The sequence below is a fragment of the Microbispora sp. CA-102843 genome (assembly GCF_050936215.1).
In the GTDB taxonomy this organism is placed as follows: domain Bacteria; phylum Actinomycetota; class Actinomycetes; order Streptosporangiales; family Streptosporangiaceae; genus Microbispora.
On the sequence record NZ_JBNJNF010000001.1, the window covers coordinates 6,720,579 to 6,741,565 of the forward strand.

Annotated in this window: 18 protein-coding genes; 8 read left to right on the forward strand and 10 right to left on the reverse strand. The window is 72.3% G+C overall.

The features are described 5' to 3' along the window. The 3 genes from ACQEVJ_RS31135 to mmuM all read left to right on the forward strand — a co-directional run bounded on the left by ACQEVJ_RS31135 (window position 1) and on the right by mmuM (window position 4,426). Window positions 1–2,643 carry a VIT domain-containing protein gene (locus ACQEVJ_RS31135; protein WP_433107207.1) on the forward strand — a complete coding sequence of 881 codons (2,643 nt, stop codon included), beginning with the start codon at window positions 1–3 and terminating at the stop codon, window positions 2,641–2,643. A 440-nt stretch (window positions 2,644–3,083) separates the two neighbouring features. Further along, window positions 3,084–3,560, forward strand: a complete 477-nt coding sequence (locus ACQEVJ_RS31140) for a MerR family transcriptional regulator (protein ID WP_433107209.1) — start codon at window positions 3,084–3,086, stop codon at window positions 3,558–3,560. A gap of 11 nt (window positions 3,561–3,571) precedes the next feature. Continuing rightward, the gene (gene mmuM, locus ACQEVJ_RS31145; RefSeq protein WP_433107211.1) at window positions 3,572–4,426 is read left to right on the forward strand and encodes a homocysteine S-methyltransferase; all 855 of its coding nucleotides are present in this window, start codon (window positions 3,572–3,574) and stop codon (window positions 4,424–4,426) included. A 197-nt stretch (window positions 4,427–4,623) separates the two neighbouring features. On the opposite strand, the gene ACQEVJ_RS31150 is transcribed toward mmuM, so the two are convergent. After that, complete coding sequence (locus tag ACQEVJ_RS31150; protein WP_433107213.1) at window positions 4,624–6,162, reverse strand: MDR family MFS transporter; 1,539 nt, start codon at window positions 6,160–6,162, stop codon at window positions 4,624–4,626. A 341-nt stretch (window positions 6,163–6,503) separates the two neighbouring features. Then, window positions 6,504–7,202, reverse strand: a complete 699-nt coding sequence (locus tag ACQEVJ_RS31155) for a lysophospholipid acyltransferase family protein (protein WP_433107215.1) — start codon at window positions 7,200–7,202, stop codon at window positions 6,504–6,506. A gap of 118 nt (window positions 7,203–7,320) precedes the next feature. Between ACQEVJ_RS31155 and ACQEVJ_RS31160 the strand changes: the two genes are divergently transcribed. Both ACQEVJ_RS31160 and ACQEVJ_RS31165 read left to right on the forward strand, forming a co-directional pair. Continuing rightward, a complete protein-coding gene (locus ACQEVJ_RS31160; protein WP_433107217.1) occupies window positions 7,321–8,085 on the forward strand; it encodes an alpha/beta hydrolase in 765 nt (254 codons plus the stop codon). A 12-nt stretch (window positions 8,086–8,097) separates the two neighbouring features. Beyond that, window positions 8,098–8,589, forward strand: coding sequence for a hypothetical protein (locus ACQEVJ_RS31165; RefSeq protein ID WP_433107219.1), 492 nt, complete (start codon window positions 8,098–8,100; stop codon window positions 8,587–8,589). A 99-nt stretch (window positions 8,590–8,688) separates the two neighbouring features. Here the strand turns inward: ACQEVJ_RS31165 and ACQEVJ_RS31170 are convergent, their stop codons facing one another. The 7 genes from ACQEVJ_RS31170 to ACQEVJ_RS31200 all read right to left on the reverse strand — a co-directional run bounded on the left by ACQEVJ_RS31170 (window position 8,689) and on the right by ACQEVJ_RS31200 (window position 14,605). Next, window positions 8,689–9,888, reverse strand: a complete 1,200-nt coding sequence (locus ACQEVJ_RS31170; RefSeq protein WP_433107221.1) for a hypothetical protein — start codon at window positions 9,886–9,888, stop codon at window positions 8,689–8,691. A gap of 54 nt (window positions 9,889–9,942) precedes the next feature. Continuing rightward, a complete protein-coding gene (locus ACQEVJ_RS31175; protein ID WP_433107222.1) occupies window positions 9,943–10,743 on the reverse strand; it encodes an endonuclease/exonuclease/phosphatase family protein in 801 nt (266 codons plus the stop codon). Then, window positions 10,721–11,665 carry an ROK family glucokinase gene (locus tag ACQEVJ_RS31180; protein WP_433107224.1) on the reverse strand — a complete coding sequence of 315 codons (945 nt, stop codon included), beginning with the start codon at window positions 11,663–11,665 and terminating at the stop codon, window positions 10,721–10,723. The genes ACQEVJ_RS31175 and ACQEVJ_RS31180 overlap by 23 nt, the downstream gene beginning before the upstream one ends. A 126-nt stretch (window positions 11,666–11,791) precedes the next feature. Continuing rightward, window positions 11,792–12,232 carry a hypothetical protein gene (locus ACQEVJ_RS31185; RefSeq protein ID WP_433107226.1) on the reverse strand — a complete coding sequence of 147 codons (441 nt, stop codon included), beginning with the start codon at window positions 12,230–12,232 and terminating at the stop codon, window positions 11,792–11,794. After that, window positions 12,229–13,389, reverse strand: coding sequence for an ArsA family ATPase (locus tag ACQEVJ_RS31190; RefSeq protein ID WP_433107228.1), 1,161 nt, complete (start codon window positions 13,387–13,389; stop codon window positions 12,229–12,231). The genes ACQEVJ_RS31185 and ACQEVJ_RS31190 overlap by 4 nt, the downstream gene beginning before the upstream one ends. Further along, window positions 13,386–13,823, reverse strand: coding sequence for an SRPBCC family protein (locus tag ACQEVJ_RS31195; protein WP_433107230.1), 438 nt, complete (start codon window positions 13,821–13,823; stop codon window positions 13,386–13,388). The genes ACQEVJ_RS31190 and ACQEVJ_RS31195 overlap by 4 nt, the downstream gene beginning before the upstream one ends. 14 nt (window positions 13,824–13,837) lie before the next feature. Continuing rightward, window positions 13,838–14,605: a metallophosphoesterase family protein gene (locus tag ACQEVJ_RS31200; protein WP_433107232.1), complete on the reverse strand. Its 768-nt coding sequence runs from the start codon at window positions 14,603–14,605 to the stop codon at window positions 13,838–13,840. A gap of 238 nt (window positions 14,606–14,843) precedes the next feature. Here ACQEVJ_RS31200 and ACQEVJ_RS31205 point away from each other — a divergent pair, with 238 nt between their 5' ends. The 3 genes from ACQEVJ_RS31205 (at window position 14,844) to ACQEVJ_RS31215 (ending at window position 19,824) form a co-directional block, all read left to right on the forward strand. Further along, window positions 14,844–16,643: an AMP-dependent synthetase/ligase gene (locus tag ACQEVJ_RS31205; protein ID WP_433107234.1), complete on the forward strand. Its 1,800-nt coding sequence runs from the start codon at window positions 14,844–14,846 to the stop codon at window positions 16,641–16,643. Window positions 16,644–16,928: 285 nt separating this feature from the next. Beyond that, on the forward strand, window positions 16,929–17,783 hold the full coding sequence (locus ACQEVJ_RS31210) for an SAM-dependent methyltransferase (protein ID WP_433107236.1): 855 nt from the start codon (window positions 16,929–16,931) through the stop codon (window positions 17,781–17,783). An 802-nt stretch (window positions 17,784–18,585) separates the two neighbouring features. Beyond that, window positions 18,586–19,824, forward strand: a complete 1,239-nt coding sequence (locus ACQEVJ_RS31215) for an Nramp family divalent metal transporter (RefSeq protein WP_433107238.1) — start codon at window positions 18,586–18,588, stop codon at window positions 19,822–19,824. Between the two features lie 12 nt (window positions 19,825–19,836). Here the strand turns inward: ACQEVJ_RS31215 and ACQEVJ_RS31220 are convergent, their stop codons facing one another. Beyond that, the gene (locus ACQEVJ_RS31220) at window positions 19,837–20,946 is read right to left on the reverse strand and encodes a glycosyltransferase family 4 protein (protein WP_433107240.1); all 1,110 of its coding nucleotides are present in this window, start codon (window positions 20,944–20,946) and stop codon (window positions 19,837–19,839) included. Between the last annotated feature and the right edge of the window lie 41 nt (window positions 20,947–20,987).

Here is a 20,987-nt window from a genome sequence, read left to right on the forward strand (position 1 = left end):
ATGACCGTTCCCATCACACCTCTGCGGCCGGAGGAGTGCCGGCCAGTGCCGGACGCCGGGCTCGGAGCGCTGGAGACCGAGAAGGGCAACCTTCCGCTGGAGAGCGTGGACGTCGCCGCCCACGTCACCGGGCTGGTGGCGGGCGTCGAGGTCGTCCAGGCCTTCCGCAATCCCTTCGACGTGTCGCTGGAGGCGACGTACGTCTTCCCGTTGCCGCCGCGGGCCGCGGTCACCGCCTTCCGGATGGAGGCGGACGACCGGGTGGTCGACGGTGTGCTCAAGGAGCGCGGGCAGGCACGGGCCGACTACGACCGGGCGCTCGCCGAGGGCAGGCGCGCGGCGATCGCCGAGGAGGACCGGCCCGACGTGTTCACGATCAGGGTCGGCAACATCGTCCCCGGGGAGCGGGTGGTCGTCCGCCTCACGCTGAGCCAGCCGCTTCCCTACGAGGACGGCGCGGCCGAATTCCGCTTCCCGCTGGTCGTGGCGCCCCGCTACATCCCCGGGGCTCCGCTGCCCGGGACTCCGGCCGGCGACGGCGTGTCGCCCGACACCGACGCCGTGCCCGACGCCTCCCGGATCACGCCGCCCGTCCTGCTTCCCGGCTTCCCCTATCCCGTACGGCTGTCGCTCACGACGACGCTCGACGCCGCCGGGCTCGACCTGCGGGAGGTCCGCTCCAGCCTGCACGAGGTCGAGCGGGAGGGCGACACGATCAGGCTGCGGCCCGGCGAGCGGCTCGACCGTGACTTCATCCTGCGCCTGGCGTTCGACGCCTCCTCGTCGCTCGCGCTCGTCCCGGACGACGCCGCGGACGCCCGCTCATCCGGCGAAGGCGCGGCCGACGGCAGCGGCAAGGGCCCTGCGGCGGACGCGGCGGACGCCGAGGGGACCTTCGTGCTGACCCTGCTGCCGCCGCAGGAGGACGCCGCCCGGACCGCGTCCCGCGAGGTCGTCCTGCTGCTCGACCGCTCCGGCAGCATGACGGGCTGGAAGATGGTGGCCGCACGGCGCGCCGCGGCCCGGATCGTCGACACGCTGACCCGGCATGACCGGTTCGCCGTGCTCTCGTTCGATTCGGTGGTGGAGCGGGCCTTCTCCGGCGGCCTGGTGGACGCGAGCGACCGCAACCGATACCGCGCCGTCGAGCACCTGTCCCGGCTCGACGCCCGCGGGGGCACGGAGATACTCGCTCCCCTGGAGGAGGCCCTGCGCCTGCTCGACGGCCGGAACGCGCCCGCCCCCGGGCCGGCCACCGGCACGGACCCCGGCGGCCACGGCCGGCTCCGCGAGGACGACCGGCCCGGCGAATCCGGTCCGTCCGGCGGGCAGGCACGCGATCGGGTGCTCGTCCTGGTGACCGACGGCCAGGTGGGCAACGAGGACGAGATCCTCGAACGCGTCGGCGCCCGGCTGCACAACATCCGGGTGCACACCGTGGGCATCGACAGGGCGGTGAACGCCGGGTTCCTCGGGCGGCTGGCCCTGCTCGGCTCGGGACGCTGCGAGCTGGTCGAGTCGGAGGACCGGCTCGACGCGGCGATGGAGCACATCCACCGCCGCATCGGCTCGCCGCTGGTGACGGACGTCGCGTTGAAGGCGGAAGGCATGGATCTCGTGGCGGACACCGTCACGCACGCCGGTTCGCTCTATCCCGGCGTCCCTCTGGTCGTGAGCGGGCGTTACCGGGGACGGCGGCCCGCCGGAGCGCTCACCGTGCAGGGCCGCACGGCCGACGGCCGCCCCTGGGAGGAGCGGATCGAGGGCCGTCCCGCCCACGGCCCGGCGGCCCGGGCCGTGTGGGCGCGGGCGCATCTGCGCGGTCTGGAAGACCGATACGCCATGGGCGACCACTCCCTCGAACAGCGGATCGTCGACATCTCGCTGCGTTTCGGCGTGCTGTGCCGGTTCACCGCCTTCGTGGCGGTCGACACCCGTGTCGCCGCCGAGGGCGGCCCGGAGCATCGAGTGATCCAGCCGGTCGAACCGCCGAGCGGCTGGGAGATGCCGACCGCGATGCCGATGATGGCGGCGGGCGCGCCGATGATGGCGAGAATGGCCGCCTTCACCACGGCCGGGCCGGAGACGGCTTCCGGTTCGGCGGCGGACCGGCTCATCGGAGCGGCCCCACCGCCCGGCGCACCCCCTGCCGCGTCTCCCGCCCCGCCTTACGCCGCAGCGCCCGCACCGGCTCCCAAGCGGGCCTCCCGCGGGTTCTCCGTCGGTCGCTTCCTCCCGCATCCCGGCGGGGGGACCACACCGGTCACGGATTTCGAGGGCATCCGGCCAATTCTGGCCGAGGAGCTCGCGAAGCTGGGCCAGGCGGAGTCGCTGCCCGAGCGGGAGCGGAGGCACTATCTGGCGGATCTCGCCAGTCGCCTGCGCGTCGTCGCCCAGATGGTGGGCGACCACCCGGACCTCGCCGCGCTCGCGGCCGATCTGGAGAGGGCCGAGTGGGCCGAGGTCTCACTCGACGACCTCTGGCGGCGGACGGCCGACCTGCTGACCGCTCTGACCGGCGGCTCCGGCTCCGCCTCGAAGGGTCCCGCGTCCCCGGGCTCCACGTCCCCGGGCTCCACGGGCTCCACGGGCTCCGCGCCCGGCGCGAAGGAAGGCCGGCGTCCCTTCTGGAAGCGATCGTGAGACGGCACCCGGGAGAGGCCGCCACACGGCAGGGCTGAAACGAGCGCGGCCGGGACACCGGCGAGGAAGCCGGGCCCGGCCGCATCGGTTCGGTTCCGCTGTGGGCGAAGCCCTTACGAGGGTTCGGGTAGGCGAATGACGTCGGACGGCGGGGTGGGTGCGGGACGCCGCGGCTCCCTCACCCCTCCCGTGTCGGGCCGATCGTCGCGTCCACCTGCGGGGACGGGAGACCGGCGGCGCAGCAACCGATTGATGAGCCCTTTCAGCCCCATGTGCCGCCAACGCGTGGGATCGCCGATCGGTTCCTCACCGGGGACAGCACCACAACCAGCGGCCCGGCCGGGAGCAGGCTCAGGTCGGGATGAGGGCCCGATCGGCAGGCACTGCCGGTGACCAGCGGTGCGGGCTTGGGTAACGGCCACGACGCTAGGATTTCGAGCGTGCTCGAAGTCGATTCGCAGGCGGTGTCCGAACCCGCTCACCCGGACCCGCAGGAGGGCCTGAGCATCGCCGAGGCCGCCCGCCGCACCGGAGTCAGCGCGCACACTTTGCGCTACTACGAACGCGCCGGCCTGGTCGTCACGCCCGTCGGCCGCACCGCCGGCGGCCGGCGGCGTTACCGTCAGCTCGACCTCAAATGGATCGTCATCTGCACGAAGCTGCGGGCCACCGGCATGCCCATCAAGGCCATCCGGCGTTATGCCCAGCTCGTCTCCGCCGGAGCCGGCAACGAGCAGGAACGGCTTGCTCTCCTCGAAGCCCACCGCGCCGAGGTGGCCGCCAGGCTCGCCGAAGTGCAGGAGAACCTCAGGCTCATCGACCACAAGATCGACGTCTACCGAGGCCGGCTCGCCGCCGGCGACGCCGACCGGCTGTGGGCGCCCAGCCGCCCGGCGACTGCCCGCGCGAGCACGTAATGTTGCCCGGTATGAACCCAATCGTCCTGGACGGCGGTCTCGCCACGCACCTGGAGGCACTCGGCTGCGATCTGAGCGACGACCTGTGGTCGGCACGGCTGCTCGCCGACGATCCCGGCGTCATCCGTCAGGCGCACCTCGACTACTTCAGGGCCGGGGCCGATGTCGCGACCACGGCGAGCTACCAGGCGAGCGTCCCCGGGTTCGTACGGCACGGCCTCACCCCTCAGGAGGCCCGCGACCTCGTCCGGCTGTCGGTGACGCTTGCCGTACAGGCGAGGGACGAGGCAGGGCACGGGCTCGTCGCCGCGAGCGTGGGGCCGTACGGCGCCTACCTGGCCAACGGCGCGGAGTACACCGGCGACTACGACCTGGATGAGGACGGCCTGGCCGAGTGGCATCGGGAGCGCTTCGAGATCCTCGCCGGCGCCGGGGCCGACCTGCTGGCGTGCGAGACGATCCCCTCGCGGGCCGAGGCGCGGGCGCTCGCGCGGCTCCTGCGCGAGACGCCGGCCGTGCGGGCGTGGGTCGCCTTCTCCTGCCGGGACGGCGAGCACGTCAGCGACGGGACGCCTTTCGAGGAGTGCGCGGCGATCTTCGCGGACCTCCCGCAGGTGGTCGCCGTGGGCGTGAACTGCACCGCGCCGCGGTTCATACCCGACCTGATCAAGCACGGAGCCTCGATCGTCTACCCGAACTCCGGCGAGACCTGGGACGCCGCGAACCGGCGCTGGCTGGGGCTCGCCGATCCCGTCGAGTTCGGCAGGGCGGCGGCCGGGTGGGCCTCACTCGGCGCCCGTTACGTGGGCGGCTGCTGCCGCACCACCCCGGCCCACATCCGCGAGATCCGCGCACACCTCACCTGAGCCCGCTCCAGGAGAGCGGCAAGGCCGGCATCGCCGACCCAGGTGGGCCGTCACCACCAGTCGCGAAAGCCGGGCCGCGCGCAAGAGATCGCAGCGGCCCGGCACCGCACCGGCTCGACTCGGGCGAGCCCGTTCGCCACGCCGGCGGAGAACCACCCGGCTCTCGCCGGGCCGCACGCAGCCGGGTGCGCGAGCGGTCAGCCCATGGCGGCCGGGCCTTCGGTGCTCCGCGCGGCGAGCGGGATCTCCTTGAGGAAGAGAGCCACGACCAGCGCGAGGGCGACGAAGGGCAGGCTGGCGAGGAACACGTCGTCGATCGCACTGGTGAACGCGACCAGCACGTGGTCCTTGACCGGTTGCGGCAACTGCTGGATCGCCTGCACGTTGTTGGCGTCCACGCGCCCCGGCGGCATCCTGCCGCCGAACTCGGCGGCCAGGTAATGGGTGAGCCGGTTGGTGAGGACCGCCCCCATGATCGCCGTGCCGATGGCGGCGCCCATCATCCGGAAGAACGTCGCCGAGCTCGTCGCCACGCCCATGTCGCTGCGCTCCACCGCGTTCTGGATCGCCGTGACGATCGTCTGCATGGTGAACCCGAGCCCGGCGCCGAAGAGGTACGCGTAGACCGCCACCTGCCAGTACGGCGTGTCCACCCTGATCGTGGACAGCAGCCACATGGCCACCAGGAGGACCGCCCCGCCCAGGATCGGGAAGATCTTGTATCGGCCGGTCCGGCTCATGATCTGCCCGGAGGTGATCGACGTGGAGAAGATGCCGAAGACCGCCGGCAGCAGCGCCAGGCCCGACACGGTCGGCGACATGCCCTGGACCGCCTGGAGGTAGACCGGCAGGAAGATCATGCCGCCGAACATCGCAAGGCCGGCGAGGAAGCTGAAGCCGTTGCCCACGCTGAAGATCTTGTTGCGGAACAGCCGCATCGGCAGGATCGGCTCGGCCGCCCGCAGTTCGACGAACACGAACAGGGCCGCGAGCGCCACGAATCCGGTGAGCAGGGCGAGCGAGCCGGGAGCGGTCCAGCCGACCTCGCCGCCCGCCCAGTCGAGGTAGAGCAGGAAGCACGACACGCCGGCGATGATCAGCCCCGCGCCCAGGTAGTCGATGCGGTGGCTGCGGCGGGTGAAGGGGATGCGCAGCGCCATCGAGGTCACGACGAGCGAGATCAGCCCGATCGGCAGGTTGATCCAGAAGATCCACCGCCAGCCGGGGCCGTCGGTGAAGAAGCCGCCGAGCAGCGGCCCGGCGACGCTGGAGGTGCCCCAGACGGCGCCGAAGTAGCCCTGGTATCGGCCGCGCTCGCGCGGCGGGATGACGTCGCCGATGATGCTGAACGCCAGCGCCATCAGGCCACCGCCGCCCAGGCCCTGGATCGCCCGGAACCCGATGAGCTGGCCGATGTTCTGGCTCAGCCCGGCCAGCACCGAGCCGATCAGGAAGATGCCGATGGCGGTCTGGAAGATCACCCGCCTGCCGTACAGGTCGGAGATCTTGCCCCACAGCGGGGTCGCCGCGGTCGAGGTGAGCAGGTAGGCGGTGACCACCCACGACAGCTTGTCGAGGCCGCCGAGTTCGCTGACGATGCGCGGCAGGGCCGTGCCGACGATGCTCTGGTCGAGGGCGGCCAGCAGCATTCCGGCCGCCACTCCGGAAAGCACGACCAGAATCTGGCGGTGCGGCAGATATCCGGTGTCGGCCTGCTGCTCCTCGCGGACGCTCATGCGGGGCATCCGCGAGCGGCGTCGCGGACAGTGCGCCCGCGAGCGGCCTCCCGGGCGGCACGCCCGCGAGTGACGTCCCCGGCTGCGCGCCCTCGAGCGGCGTCCCGGGCTGCGTGCCGGGCCACTGCCCCGCCGGACGCGGCGAGCCTGCTCGCCGGGGTCGGGGACGGGCCGTCCGCTCCGTCGTCCGCTCCGTGCCTCGCGGCGCCGGGCTGGGCCCATGTGCGGTGCCTGCGTGCTGGCATACTCCTACGCCTTCCGATCCGAACGTGTCTGAACGGGTCTGAACGTCCCAACGTGCGCGGCGAACACCGCCACGTTACCCGTCCGGTCCGGAAGTATTAGGAATTCTCGCGAGCTGCCCTGGTCGTTTCCGTCTTGGCCGCCGCGGCGTACTTGTCGACGTACTCCTGGCCCGACAACTCCATCAGCGCGTACATGATCTCGTCGGTGACCGCGCGCAGCACGAGGCGGTCGTTTTCCATGCCGTAATAGCGGGAGAAATCGAGCGGCTTGCCGTATCGGACGCCGGGGCGGATGCCGAACTTGGGCAACGGCCGACCGGGGGGCATCATCTCGAACGTGTTGACCATGGCCCACGGGATCACGGGTGTCCGGGACTCCAGCGCGAGCCGGGCCACACCCGTCTTGCCCTTGTAGAGGCGGCCGTCGGGCGAGCGGGTTCCCTCGGGGTAGATGCCGAGCACGTGGTTCTCCCTGAGGATGCGCAGGCCCGTGCGGAGCGCCGCCTCACTCGCCTTGCCGCCGGAGCGGTCGATCGGGACGGTGCCGACGCCGGAGAAAAAGGCGCGGCTCACCACTCCTTTGAGGCCGCGGCCGGTGAAATACTCGGCCTTGCCCAGAGAGATGACTTTGCGCGGCAGGAATCCGGCCCCGAAGAAGTGGTCGGCGAACGACAGGTGGTTGCCGGCCAGGATGGCCGGGCCCTCCTTCGGCACGTTCTCCACCCCCTCGGCCCAGGGGCGGAACACGAAGCGGAGGATCGGCCAGAGGATGGCCTTCACCACCCAGTAAAACACGCGGGCACCCCCTCGGCTCGGATGTGCAGTCATCTTCGCACGCCCAGCCCTCTCGCACTAACGCTGACCAACGTGCGAGTATCGGGCGGAACACGCCGCCGTTTCACGGAGGTAACCCATGCCAGTGCTGCCCGGTGCGGAGCCGTACCACCACGAGGGCGGCGATATCGGCGTCCTGCTCTGTCACGGGTTCACCGGCTCGCCGCAGTCCCTGCGGCCGTGGGGTGAACACCTGGCCGGGGCGGGGCTGACGGTCTCCCTGCCACGCCTGCCCGGACACGGCACGACATGGCAGGAGATGAGCCGCACCCGCTGGGAGGACTGGTACGCCGAGCTGGACAAGGCGTTCGCCGACCTGCGCGGGCGGTGCGCGGAGGCGTTCGTGATGGGCCTGTCCCTCGGCGGCTGCATGGCGCTGCGCCTGGCCGAGGTCCACGGCGACGCCGTCACGGGCGTCGTGGTGGTCAACCCGTCCGTGGTCAACGACGTGCCGCTGCTGCGGCTGGCCCCGGCGCTCAAGCACGTCGTACGCTCGATCCCGGGGGTGGCGGGCGACATCAAGAAGGAGGGCGTGAGCGAGCTCGGCTATCCGCGCACGCCCGTCCGGGCCGCCGCCACGCTCCCCCGACTGTGGAGGCTCGTGCAGTCCGACATCGCCAAGGTGACCCGGCCAGTGCTGGTGTTCCACAGCAGGGACGACCACGTGGTAAAGCCGGGGAGCGTCGCGTTCCTGCAGGCGAAAATGGGAAACAATCTGGAGGTCAGGGAGCTGGCGGACAGCTACCATGTCGCCACCCTCGACAACGACGCGCCTGAGATCTTCGAGGGGAGTCTGGAGTTCATCCGCTCCCACGCCTCGGTACCCTTGACGAAGGACTTGTGACCCGGGATCGACGTGACGCCGCAAAGTGACGAGGACGAGGTCTGGCGCCAGATCGTCGCCTCGTTCAACGAGACAGCCGAGGACGCCTCGGCCGAACAACCATGGCCTGACCGGGAGAACGTCACCGAGGAGACCGACGCCGGCGACGGCGACGGCGCCCCCGGCGGCAGGGCTCCCGGCGACGAAGCTCCCGAAGACGGAGCCCGCGACGACGACCGGGCCGGCGAGGAGCAGGCTCCCGCCCGGGTCGGCGACGACGACCATTACGTCCCGCCGCCCCCTCCGCCGCTTCCGCAGGGCGACGCCCTCAGCCGGGTCTCCTGGCTGGCGCTGTTCGGCGGCCCCGCCTACCTGCTCCTGGCCGCTCTGCTGGACTGGCCCATGGACGGCTGGATCGTGTTCGCCGCGGTGTCCGCGTTCATCGCGGGGTTCGTGATCCTCGTGGTGCGGATGGGCGACGGCCCGCCTGCCGACTCCGGCTGGGACGACGGCGCGGTCGTCTGACCCCGCCACACGCCCCGGCCGCGCTGTGTCGCCGCGCGCTGTGCCGTCGCCCTGTGTCGCCATGCTGAGCCGCCATGCTGGGCCGCCACGCCGGTGTTCTCACCCGGCTTTGGAGGCCGCCTTCACCGTGGCGCCGTCGGCGGGAGGCGGGCCGAACCGCTCCACGAGATCGGTGTAGCGGCCCTTGCCGTCCAGCGTGTGGCCGACCGCCATGGTGAGATCGCCGACGTGCGCGACCGCCTGGAGCCGCACCGTGCGGTCCTCGGCCGGCGCCGGGCCCCGCAGCGTGGTCCAGCGCGATCCGTCGTAGCGGAGCAGGAAGCCCTTCGCCTCGTGCCTCGGGTCGTACCCCGAGATCCAGAACACGCCGTCGCCGTCCCCGGTGACGCCGTACAGTTCGGCGCGCCGCTCCGGCGGGGCCACCCTCTTCCAGTGCCTGCCGTCCCAGGCGAGGACCAGCGGGGCGATTCCGCCGTCGCCCTGGTAGACGCCGCCGACCGCGACCGCGCTTTTGCGGCCGTCCGCGTACACGTCCCGCAGGAAGCCGCCCTTGATCTCCGGCAGGTCGGCCTGTTTCCATCCGCTGCCGGTCAGGCGCATGGCCAGGGGCCCGGAGCCGGTGTCGCCCACCGCCCAGCCGTCCGAGCGGCTAGCGAGCGCCACACCGTACATCGCGCCCTCGGGGCCCTGGCTGATCTTCCAGGTCGTGCCCTTGGCGGCGCCGCCGCTGCTCAGCAGGAACGCCTTGCCGTCCCGGCTGCCGACCGCGACCACCCGGCCGGACGAGGCGGCGACCCCGCCGAGCCAGTCCCCCGCGCGCAGTTGCGACACGCCGACGCGGTCGAACCCGTCGCGGGAGCCCTTCGCGACGTACGGCAGGCCGTCGTGGCCGTCGCCGACCACCCAGACCTCGGTGGCGGAGGCGGCGGCGACCGACCGCAGGTGCCCGGCGCCGGTGGCGTCGCCCCGGATCGGCACCTCGCTCCATGAGGAGCCGTTCCAGTGGGTGATGATCCCCTGGTTGCGCCAGAGGTCCCAGGCGTTCTGCTGGCCCACGGCCCAGACGTCCTTGGCCGACAGGCCGGCGACGTCGGACAGCGAGCCGTCGGGGTGGAGTCGTCCGGTGGAGGAGCCCGCGTCCTGGGCGACCTCGTCACCCGACGGGCTGCGCTCCGCCTGGGGGCGGACGATCCCTGCATGCGCGTGCGCGACCGATGTGGCGCGCGGGAGGAGTCCGGCCACCAGGCCGGCGGACAGCACACACAACGGCACCGCACGCCGTATGAGGCGGCGGGTCATGAAACGATCGTACGGGGGACCGGGCACTCCCCGTCACACAGGTCGCGAATCCGATTACCTAGAGATGCGGGGACGCGCACCGTATCGGCCGTCTCCGGCCGACGGCGTGAAGGCGATCTCGGCGACGACCGGCCGGTGGTCGCTCGCGGCGGCCAGGTCCTCGGCCGCGACGTCCGCGCCGCCGTACGACACGACGGTCAGGCCCGGGCCCGCGAAGATCGCGTCGATCCGCACGCGGGGTTCGCGGGCCGGGAACGTCGCGCCCGCCCGGCTGTGGTCTCCGTCCACCGCCAACCGTGGCGCGGCGCCCTGCGTGGCGGCGAAACAGTCCTTGTAGCGGCCCCCGAGGAGACGCCAGACCGGGGCCCCGGGGATCTCGTTGAGATCACCGGCGAGCACCGGCGCGGCCCGGAACTCCCGGGCCGCGCGCTCCAGGAGCGGCACGATCTGGGCGGCGTGGCTCAGGCGCGCCTCCGCCAGGAGGTCGAGGTGGGCCGAGCACACGGCGTACCTCTCGCGGTCCTTCTCCACCACGGCGAGCGCGATGGAGCGCCATTCGAGCCCGGCGAACCACCGCAGGCGGTGCCCACGCCCGCGCAGGAGCCGTACGGCCGGGGCGGTGAGTACGGCGGTCCCGCCCACCCGGCCCCCGGCGGCCACGGACAGGCCGGCCGCGCGGGCCAGCGCCCGCCGCTCCCGCCGCCAGCCCGGCAGGCGGGGCGCCTCCTGCAGGCACAGCACGTCGGGCCGCAGGGCCCGGATCACCCGGACCAGCGCCCTCCGGTCGTCTTTCAGTCCCCGGACGTTGTAGGTCGCGACCCGCAGCACGCCGTCAGCGGAGCCTGGCGAGGTCACCGGCTCCCACCAGCCCCGCCGACGGGCCCATCTCGGCCACCCTGATCTCGGCGAGCGGGCGGTGGCCCCGGCCGGTCAGCCGGGCGGCGAACTCCTCGCGCACCCGGTCGACGAACAGGTCCGCCGCGCCGGAGACGCCGCCGCCGACGATGAAGCACCCGGGGTCGAGCACCGCGGCCATGTCGGCCAGCCCCTGGGCGAGCCATACGGCGAGCGACTCGAAGGCGGCCAGCGCCGCCCGGTCGCCCTGGCGCGCCGCCTCGGTCACGTGCTCGCCCTGGATGCCCTCGGCCGAGCCGCCGCCGAGCCGCAGCAGGTGCGCGGCGCCCTCCGGGTCGGCCTGCGCGTTGTTCCTGGCCTCCATCAGCAGCGCGCTGCCGCTGGCGTACCGCTCCCAGCAGCCGCTGTTGCCGCAGCCGCAGGCACGGCCGCCCGGCACCGCCTGCATGTGCCCGAGCTCGGCGCCCATCCCCCACCGTCCGCGGTAGAGCTCGCCGCCGAGCACGATGCCGCCGCCGATGCCCGTGCCCACCGTCACGCACACGACGTGGCCCTCGCCCCGGCCCGCGCCGAAGCGGTACTCGCCCCAGGCCATGGCGTTGGCGTCGTTCTCGACGACGACCGGCAGGCCGACGAGCTCGCCCACCTTCTCGCGCAGCGGCTCCTCGCGCCACGCGAGGTTGGGGGCGAAGCGGATGATCGAGCGGGTCTCGTCGACGAAGCCCGCCGCGCCGATGCCGACGGCCTCGACCGAGTGCCGGGCCGCGAGCTCGGTCACCGCATCGGCGATCGTGAGCGCCATCTTCTCGGGGCTGCCCGCCGGGCTGTGCCGCAGGCCGCGCTCGAGGATGGCGCCGTGTTCGTCGACGACACCATACGCGATCTTGGTCCCGCCCACGTCCACGCCGATGGTCAGCGCCATGCCGTCTTCCTTCCGCCCGATCCGCTCCGCCCGGGGCATTACCGCCCGAGCCACCACGCCGCGCCGATTGAAGCCGATCGAGCCGGGTTGTGGCAATCCCGCCGTCGCCCGCGCTTAACCGGCCCTTCAGCCCAGGTCGATGTGCTCGACCTTCGGCTCGCCGGATCGCCGCTCGTCGGCCGGGCGCGACTGGGGGCGTTGCAGGGCGTCGACCGCCTCCCGGAACGCCGCGAACAGCTCTCCGCCCGCGGCGATCAGGTGGCCGGTGACGTCGCCGCCGGCCTCGCGGCGCGCCGCGATGACCCGGCACACCGGGCAGGCCCGGCAGACGTACTCGTCGTGGTCCTCGGAGACGGCCTCGCTCCACACGTCGCCGCCGCGGGCGCCCGTGCCCGCACCCGCGCTGCCGAAGGCGGATCCGAAGCCGCTCACGCCGCCCTTCACCAGCCCCTTGCCGAACTCCCGGCCCATCCGCCGCTGTACGGCGTCCAGCAGCTTCATCGCCTCCTCCGCGGCCGACCCGAGCGGGTCCTGGCTGCGCGAGGTGGTGTCGTTGGATTCCGTCATTTCGCCCCTCCTGCCTCGAACCGTACCCGGAGCCGGCCGTCCCGGAGCGCGGCCGAGGAGATCTCACGCCGGGCGAGGGCGGCGGGCAGGGCGATGACGCGCCGGTAGGACCCGGCGGTGACGATGATCTCGTCTCCCTTGCGGGCGAGGTCGAGGTCGTCGCGGTCGGCCAGCGGCAGGGACAGCGACAGCTCGTCGCCGGTGAACCTCAGCGGCGGCTCGACGTCCGGGCGCGCGAAGGGATCCCGGTCTCCGTACATCCGCGCGGCGAGGCCCGCGAGGGCGGCGGTCCCGACCGGCTCCGCCGGAAGGTAGGGGACGGTGAGGACGGGCAGCGGCGCGAACGACTCGTGCACCGTGGCGAGCTGCCTGGCCTGGGCCTCCACCCAGCCCAGCCGCCACTCGTCGGCGCCCTCGGCGGGGAAGACCCGGTTGGCGATCACCGCGTCGACGCGGTAGCCGTACAGGCTGAGCGAGGTGAGGGTGCGGCGGGCCTCGGCGACGACCACGGCCTCGGGGGTCAGCACGAGCCGCACGGACGCGTCGTCGCCGGTGAGCATCGCGCGCACCTCCAGCAGGCCGCGGTGCAGCCGCTCCCCCGCCGAGACGACATCGCCCTCGGGCACGCTCACCTTGGCGACGTGCCGGATGACCGGCGACAGCGCCCTGAGCATCCGCCTGCCCGTGGGAAGCAGGCGGTTGACGTGCCAGTCGAGCGCCTCCGGCAGGGCGAGCAGGCGCAGCGTCTCCGCGGTCGGCGCGCAGTCGACGACGATCACGTCCCAGCGGCCGGTGCGGGCCTGCTCGCGCAGTTCGAGCAGCGCGAGGATCTCCTCGGCGCCCGGCAGCACGGTGATCTCCTCGGCGGTGACCTCGTCGAGGCCGAGCTCCGCCAGCACGTTGCCGGCGTAGTCGCGTAACTCGCCCCAGTGCCGCTCCAGCGACTTCTGGGTGTCCACCTGCTGCAGGTGCAGGCCGGGCGCGGCCTCGACCGGCTCGGCCGAGGGCGGCACGCCGAGCGCGTCGGCGAGCGAGTGCGCGGTGTCGGTGGAGACGACCAGCGTCTTGTTGCCCCGCCCGGCGGCGAGCGTGGCTGTCGCGGCGGCCGCCGTGGTCTTGCCGACCCCGCCCTTCCCCGTGAAGAGGAGGGTCCTCATCGGCTCTCGGCGCGCCGCTTGAGCCCCTTCAGCGCGGTGTCCACGATGACCTTCTCGGCCTTGCGCTTGATCATGCCGATCATCGGGACCTTCAGGTCCACGGCGAGGTCGTAGGTGACCTCGGTGCCGCCGCCGTTCTCGGCCAGGCGGTAGCTGCCGGTCAGGCCCGAGAGCATCTTCCCTGCGTCGACCATGCGCCAGCTGACGCCCGCGTCGTCGTCCCAGTCGTACCCGAGGACGTACTCGTCGCTGATCACGCCCGCGTCGAGGACGAAGCGGACCCGGGAGGCCCGGCCGTCGGCGCCCGTCTCCAGGACCTCGGCCTTCTTCACCTGGCCGGCCCACTCCGGATAGGCGGGGAAGTCGGCGATGACGGTCATGATTGTCGACCGGCCGGCGCCGATCGTGATGCTCGACGAAGTGCGATCAGCCATGCGCCCACCGTACTTCACCATTCCAGGGCGAAAGGCGTGCCACGGCCGCGGAAGTGGCCGACGTTGACGCATTCCGTGCGCCCCACACGGGTGCGGCTGACCAGCGGCTGGTGGACGTGGCCGAACAACGCGAAGCGCGGCTGCGTCCTCCTGATCGCCTCCAGCGTGGCCTCGCTCCCCCGTTCGAACCGCCGGGCCACCACGTCGTACAGCAGGTCGGGGATGGCGGGTGGGATGTGGCAGCACAATACGTCCACCTCGCCCACCGCCTCGACCTTGCGCGCGTACTCCTCGTCGTCGATCTCGTACGGCGTGCGGTACTTCGTGCGCAGGCCGCCGCCGACGAACCCGAAGGTCAGCCCGCCGATCTCGACCACCTCACCGTCCAGGATCCGCTGCCCGGGCCGCAGATGGTCCGTCCACAGGCGCGGCAGGTCCACGTTGCCGTACGTGAGGTAGGCCGGCGTCGGCATGGCGGAGAAGATCTGCTCGTACTGCCGGCGGACCGCCGCCTCCATGAGGTCGCGGGGGTCGCCGTCGAGGGAGGCCCACAGACCGGCCGACAGCTGCCGCGCCTCGTCGAAGCGGCCCGCCGCGCGCAGTCCCACGTACTCGCTAGCCTTCTCCGCGCCGAACAGATCGGGGAAGATGCCCTGCGAGTGGTCGGCGTAGTCGATGAAGAGGAGCAGGTCGCCGAGGCAGATCAGGGCGTCGGCCCCGTCGCCTGCGCGGGCGAGCGCGTCGGCCCGGCCGTGGACGTCGCTGACGACGTGGATGCGCATGCGGAACATGGTAACGGCCGCTTTACCTAGCATCCGCTTGGGTAACGGAAAGGTGTCGGGCCCGCCGCGCGGGGGACACTGATAGCGTCGATTTGTCCCTGGATAACGCCTGGGTGACGGACCTACCCATGCGTAACATCGCGCGGTAGCGTCCGGTGAGACACGAAGAGTTATGCCCGCAACGCGGTCCCTGCCCTGCGCTCCGGGGACCGCGCGGCCGTGCGCGAAGGAGTGACCCGTGCGCGAGTTCAGCGTTCCCGTGCTGGTGGATGTGCCCCCCTCCGCGAACTGCACCGACGTGGTGTTCCAGCGCGGCGTGGACGAGCCGGACGCCGTCGTCATCCGCCGCAAGGAGGGCGAGGACCCGGCCGCGCCGTGGACCCCGGTCACCGCCGCGCGGTTCAGGGACCAGGTGGCGGCCGCCACCAAGGGACTGATCGCCGCCGGGATCGAACCCGGCGACCGGGTCGGGCTGATGTCGCGCACCCGCTACGAGTGGACCGTCGCCGACTACGCCATCTGGGCGGCCGGCGCGGTCGGGGTGCCGATCTACGAGACCTCCTCCGCCGACCAGGTGAAGTGGATCCTGACCGACAGCGGCGCCAAGGCCGCGTTCGTCGAGACGGCCGCGCACGAGGAGACCGTCCGCGAGGCCGTGCCCGAGCTGCCGCAGCTGTGGCGCATCGACGACGGCGGGTTCGCCGAGCTGGAGCGCCTCGGCGCGGACGTGACCAACGACGCGCTCGCCGAGCGCAGGGCGAGCCGGGGCGGGCGCGACCTCGCCACGATCATCTACACCTCCGGCACCACCGGCATGCCGAAGGGCTGCCGCCTCACCCACGACAACCTGCTGTTCACCGCGCGCAACGTCTCCCGCGGGCCGCTGGAGACCCTGTTCGACGTGGAGGGCCGGGCGGCGCTGCTCTTCCTCCCCCTGGCCCACAGCTTCGCCCGGCTCATCCAGATCGTCCTGATCGAGACCGGCACGGTGCTGGCGCACAGCCCGAACATGAAGAACGTGGCCCCCGACCTGCGGGAGTTCAAGCCCACGTTCCTGCTGGGCGTGCCGCGCGTGTTCGAGAAGGTCTACAACGCCGCCGAACAGAAGGCCAACGCGGAGGGCAAGGGCAAGATCTTCCACGCCGCCGTACGGGCCGCGATCGAGTGGAGCAAGGCCGAGAGCTCCGGCGGGGCCGGCCTCGGCGCCCGGCTCAAGCACGCGGCCTTCGACAAGCTCGTGTACGGCAAGCTGCGGGCGGCCACGGGCGGCGCTCTGACGGCGGCGGTCTCCGGCGGCTCGGCCCTCGGCGAACGGCTCGGCCACTTCTTCCGGGGTGTGGGCATCGAGGTGTTCGAGGGCTGGGGGCTGACCGAGACCAGCGCGCCCTCGACCGTCAACATCCCGGGCGCCAACAAGATCGGCACGGTCGGCAAGCCGTTCCCCGGCGTGAGCATCCGCATCGCCGACGACGGCGAGATCCTCGTGAAGGGCCGCCACGTCTTCGACGGCTACTGGAACAACGAGCGCGCCACCAAGGAGGCGATCGACCCGGAGGGCTGGTTCCACACCGGGGACGTCGGCCGCCTCGACGAACACGGCTACCTGAGCATCACGGGCCGCAAGAAGGAGATCCTCGTCACCGCCGGCGGCAAGAACGTCGCGCCCGCGCCGCTCGAGGACGCCATCCGGGCGCACCGCCTGATCAGTCAGGTCATGGTCGTCGGCGACGGCAAACCGTTCATCGGGGCGATCGTCACCCTGGACCACGAGGCGATGGAGCAGTGGAAGCAGGCCAACGGCCGCTCCGGCGCCTCCATGGCCGAGCTCTGCTCCGACCCGGACGTCGTCGCCGAGGTGCAGCGGGCCGTGGACGACGCCAACAGGATGGTCTCCAAGGCCGAGCAGATCAAGAAGTTCAGCATCCTCGACATCGAGCTGAGCGAGGAGACCGGCCACGTCACGCCGAAGCAGTCGATCAAGCGGCACGTCGTGGCCCGCGACTTCGCCAAGCAGATCGACGAGCTGTACGGCGACTGAGCGAGTCGGGTGGCGCCGAAACATGTCGAAGGTTTATAAAAAGTTTCGACTGTTTCGGCGCACCGTCGAAGGGAGCGGGGCGCGGCCACGGAGACCGACCGGACAGCCTGAGACTTGCGGTGGTTAGGGCGACCGGATCGCATTGATTGGCGCGGATCTTCTGCGCAGCCGGCCGAAGACGACCCGCTGTGATGTCTGATCGACCTTGCGGGCCGCCGAAAATATCGTGGTCGGCCCGCAATGTTGCGCTTCGCTTGGTTATGCTCCAGACGCATCCCATGATCGATGACTGGAGAAGAGCGGGCGATGGGCGACAGGGTCGGCAGCTGGAACTGGACGCACCGCGATCCCGACTACCTCCCCCCGGAGATCGACACGACCAAGCCCAGCATCGCCCGGGTGTACGACGCGTTCCTGGGCGGCAAGGACAACTTCGCGGTGGACCGCGCGATCGCCATGGAGGGAATGCGGCACTTCCCCGACCGCGGCGAGGGCGCCCGCAACAACCGGGCCATGCTGTTCCGCGGCGTGAAGTACATGGCCGAGCAGGGCATCGACCAGTTCCTCGACATCGGCTCGGGCCTGCCCACGATGGACAACACCCACTCGGTCGCACAGCGGATCAATCCCGCCGCGAAGGTCGTCTACGTGGACAACGACCCCATCGTGCTGGCCCACGCGCGGGCGATCCTGCAGACCGACGAGCGCACCCGCGTGATCACGGCGGACATGCGCGAGCCCGAGGTGATCCTCAACCACCCCGAGGTCGAGGGCTTCCTCGACTTCTCCCGTCCCGTCGGCCTGCTGCTGGTGGCCGTGGTCCACCACCTCGCCGACGCGGAGGACCCGAACGGCCTCGTGGACACCTACAAGGCGCGCCTGGCCCCGGGCAGCTACATGCAGCTCACCCACTTCTGCTCCTGCGCGCCGGAGATGCGCGAACTGGAGGCGGTGCTGCTGCAGATGCTCGGCACCGGCCGGGCCCGGGACATCCCCGAGATCGTGCGGTTCTTCGACGGCCTCGACCTGGTCGAGCCCGGCGTGGTGCACGCGCCGGAGTGGCGTCCCGAGGAACCCGTGTGCTACCCCCTCGACCTCGGCGGCATCTGCGTCGCCGGCGGCATCGGCCGCAAACCCTGACCTCCCGGCCAGGAGGGGCACAGCGGTCTCTCACTCCCGGCGTGCCCAGGTTTCGCCCGGGTAGCCGGTCGAGCGGAAGCTCCGGCCACCGCAAGGCCGGCCGCGCCCGATAACCCCAATTCCTTGAGCACGCTTAAGCCCAATTCCTTGAGCACGCTCCGCACAGGAGCGTGCTCCTCCATGCTCGGAGTCGGACGTCACTGCGCCGGGCGGAAGCTCCGGTCCTCGCGAAGCCCGCTCCGCTGGGCCTTCGCTGCGGTCCTCCCTCCCTCCCGCTCCGCTCCTTCCCCGGTCTGCTCGCGCTCGCCGGTGTGTCGCATATGCGGGTTCTTCGCGCCCAATGAATGTATGGGGTGGCACCTGTCCATCCATTGGATCCTTCGTTAGGTGTCGCTCCCGTGGTCCCGTTGCGCCACGTGTTGGGATTTATGCGTGACCCCGGGACATGCACCAGCGGGGTCGCGCCCTTAGCCCGCGTAAGGCCTGCGGCTCCCTGCGGTTTTCCTACGGAAGGAGTCATATGGTCCGGCACGTACACGGAGACGATCTGGGACCTTTCCGACGGCGCCGAGGGCCAGGCGGGCCCGAGCCCCGTCGAGCCCGTGAGCGAACGCGGAGGCCGGTCTGACACGGGTCTCCGCTCTTTCCACCAGACCACGCTCGATCTCACGGCATCTGCGCCGTTCCGCAGGTGCCGTACCGCGCCGCGGCGTGTCCAGGGCCGCCCGCCGTGCCGCGAGGCCGCCGCCGCCCGCCCAGACCTCTTTCCTGTGAGGCTTTCGTGCTCGACTCCCGTCGTCCTGTGAACGGGACCGCACCCGCCGGCCGCCTGGCGCGGCTGGCGGGCCTGTGCGGTCCCGCCTTCGTCGTCTCCGTGGCGTACATCGATCCCGGCAACTTCGCGACCAACATGGCGGGCGGCGCCCAGTACGGAACGATGCTGCTGTGGGTGATCGCCGTCGCGAACGCGCCGGCCATGTTCGTGCAGGCGCTTTCGGCCAAGCTGGGCATCGCCACCGGCCGCAACCTCCCCGAGCTGTGCCGCGACCACCTGCCGCGCCGGGTGAGCCTGCCGCTGTGGGTGCAGGCCGAGCTGGTCGCCGCCGCCACCGACCTGGCCGAGTTCATCGGCGGGGCGATCGCCCTGAACCTGCTGCTCGGCGTGCCTCTGCTGCCCGCCGCCGCCATCACGGCCGTCGTCTCCTCGCTGCTGCTCATGCTCGCGCCGCGCGGACGCCGCCGGTTCGAGGCGACCGTCGCGGCGATGCTCGCGGTGGTCCTGACCGGCTTCGCCTACCAGGTGCTGCTGTCGGGATCCCTCGCGGGTGTGGCGGGCGGCTTCGTGCCCCGCCTGGCCGGGACCGACAGCCTGCTGCTGGCCACCGGGATCATGGGGGCGACCGTCATGCCCCACGTCGTCTACCTGCACTCGGCCCTCACCCAGCACCAGGGCGCGCACGGCGGGCCCAGGGAGGATGTGCGCAGAGAGGATGCGCGCAGGGAGGCCGTGCGCGCCAGCCGGATGGACATCGCCGTCGCCCTCGGCACCGCCGGGCTGGTGAACATGGCGATGCTGACCGTGGCCGCCGCCACGTTCGGCGGCGGCGATCCCGGCAGCCTGCAGGCCGTCCACGCCGGTCTCGGGCAGGTCCTCGGCCCCGGGGCGGCCGTCGCGTTCGCGCTCGCCCTGCTCGCCTCCGGCCTGGCCTCCTCCAGCGTGGGGACCTACGCCGGGCAGGTGATCACGGCGGGGTTCCTGCGCCGCCGCGTGCCGCTCCTGGCGCGGCGCCTGATCACGATCCTCCCGGCCATGGCGGTCCTGGCCGTCGGGGTGAATCCCACGCGGGCGCTCGTGCTGAGCCAGGTCGCGCTGTCCTTCGGCATCCCGTTCGCGCTGGTCCCGCTCGTGGCGTTCACCAGCAGCAGGAAGCTGATGGGCGACCTCGTCAACCGCCGCCTCACCACCGTCGCCGGCGTCGTCGTCGCCACCGTGATCAGCGCGCTGAACGGATTCCTCCTCGTGGAGGTGTTCACCGGCTGAGGCGGCCTTCCGTCACAGCAGTGCGGCGAACCGGGCCGCGACGAGGTCCCAGCGCCACTCCTCCTCTATCCAGGCCCGGCCCTTCTCGCCCATCGCCCGGGCGCGGGCCGGGTCGGCCAGCAGGTCGCACAGCGCGCCGGCCACCGCCGTGTGCGACGTGCCGTCGACCACCAGGCCCGTCTCGCCGTGCCGTACGGCGTCGGGGGCGCCTCCGGAGGAGCCCGCGACCACCGGCAGCCCGGTGGCCGACGCCTCCAGGTAGACGATGCCGAGGCCCTCGACGTCGAGCCCCCCGAACCTGCTGCGGCAGGGCATGGCGAACACGTCGCCCGCGTCGTAGTAGGCCGGGAGGGACGCCCAGGGGACCGACCCGGTGACGACCACCGAACCGCGCAGGCCTGCCCGGGCGGCTGCCCGCTCCAGCGACCGCCGCAAGGGGCCGCCGCCGACCAGGAGCAGGGCCGCGCCGGGAACCCGCCGCAGGACGAGCGGCCAGGCCCGCAGCAGCACGTCCTGGCCCTTGCGCGGCACCAGCCGGGAGACGCACACGACCACCGGCCGGTCGCCCAGGCCGAGCGACGCGCGGACCCGGTCGCCGCCCGCCCCCGGGTGGAAGGCGGCGGTGTCCACGCCGGGCGCGAGCCGTACGAGCCTGGGGGCGGCGACGACCCGGGCGATCCGGCGGCGGGTGTAGTCGCCGAGATAGGTCACGGCGTCGGCCCCCGCGCCGATGCGGCGCAGCAGGGCGCGCGCGCCGGGCAGGCGGGCCCACGACGCCTCGTGCCCGTGGGTGAGCATGACGATCCGGCCCGCGCCCGCGGCGCGCAGGACGGGAGCGAGCAGCCCCAGCGGCGCCGCCGCGCCGAAGACGACGGTGGCGCCGTCCTCGACCAGCGCCGCCGCCCTCCTCGCCACCGAGCGCGTTGGCAGCATCAGCGAGGAGGGATGACGGACCACCTCGTACGGCTGGCGGGCGTCGAACTCCTCGCATCCCTTCCAGCGCGGGGCGTACACGACCACAGAGCCGGGTGGCCTGCGCGAGGCGAGGCCGTGCACGAACGCCTGGATGCCGCCCGGTCTGGGCGGGAAGTCGTTCGTGACGATCAGCGTCCGCTTCGTCATCCTCACCCCCGCTGCCGGCGTGGTCGCGCGGTCCGCCCGCG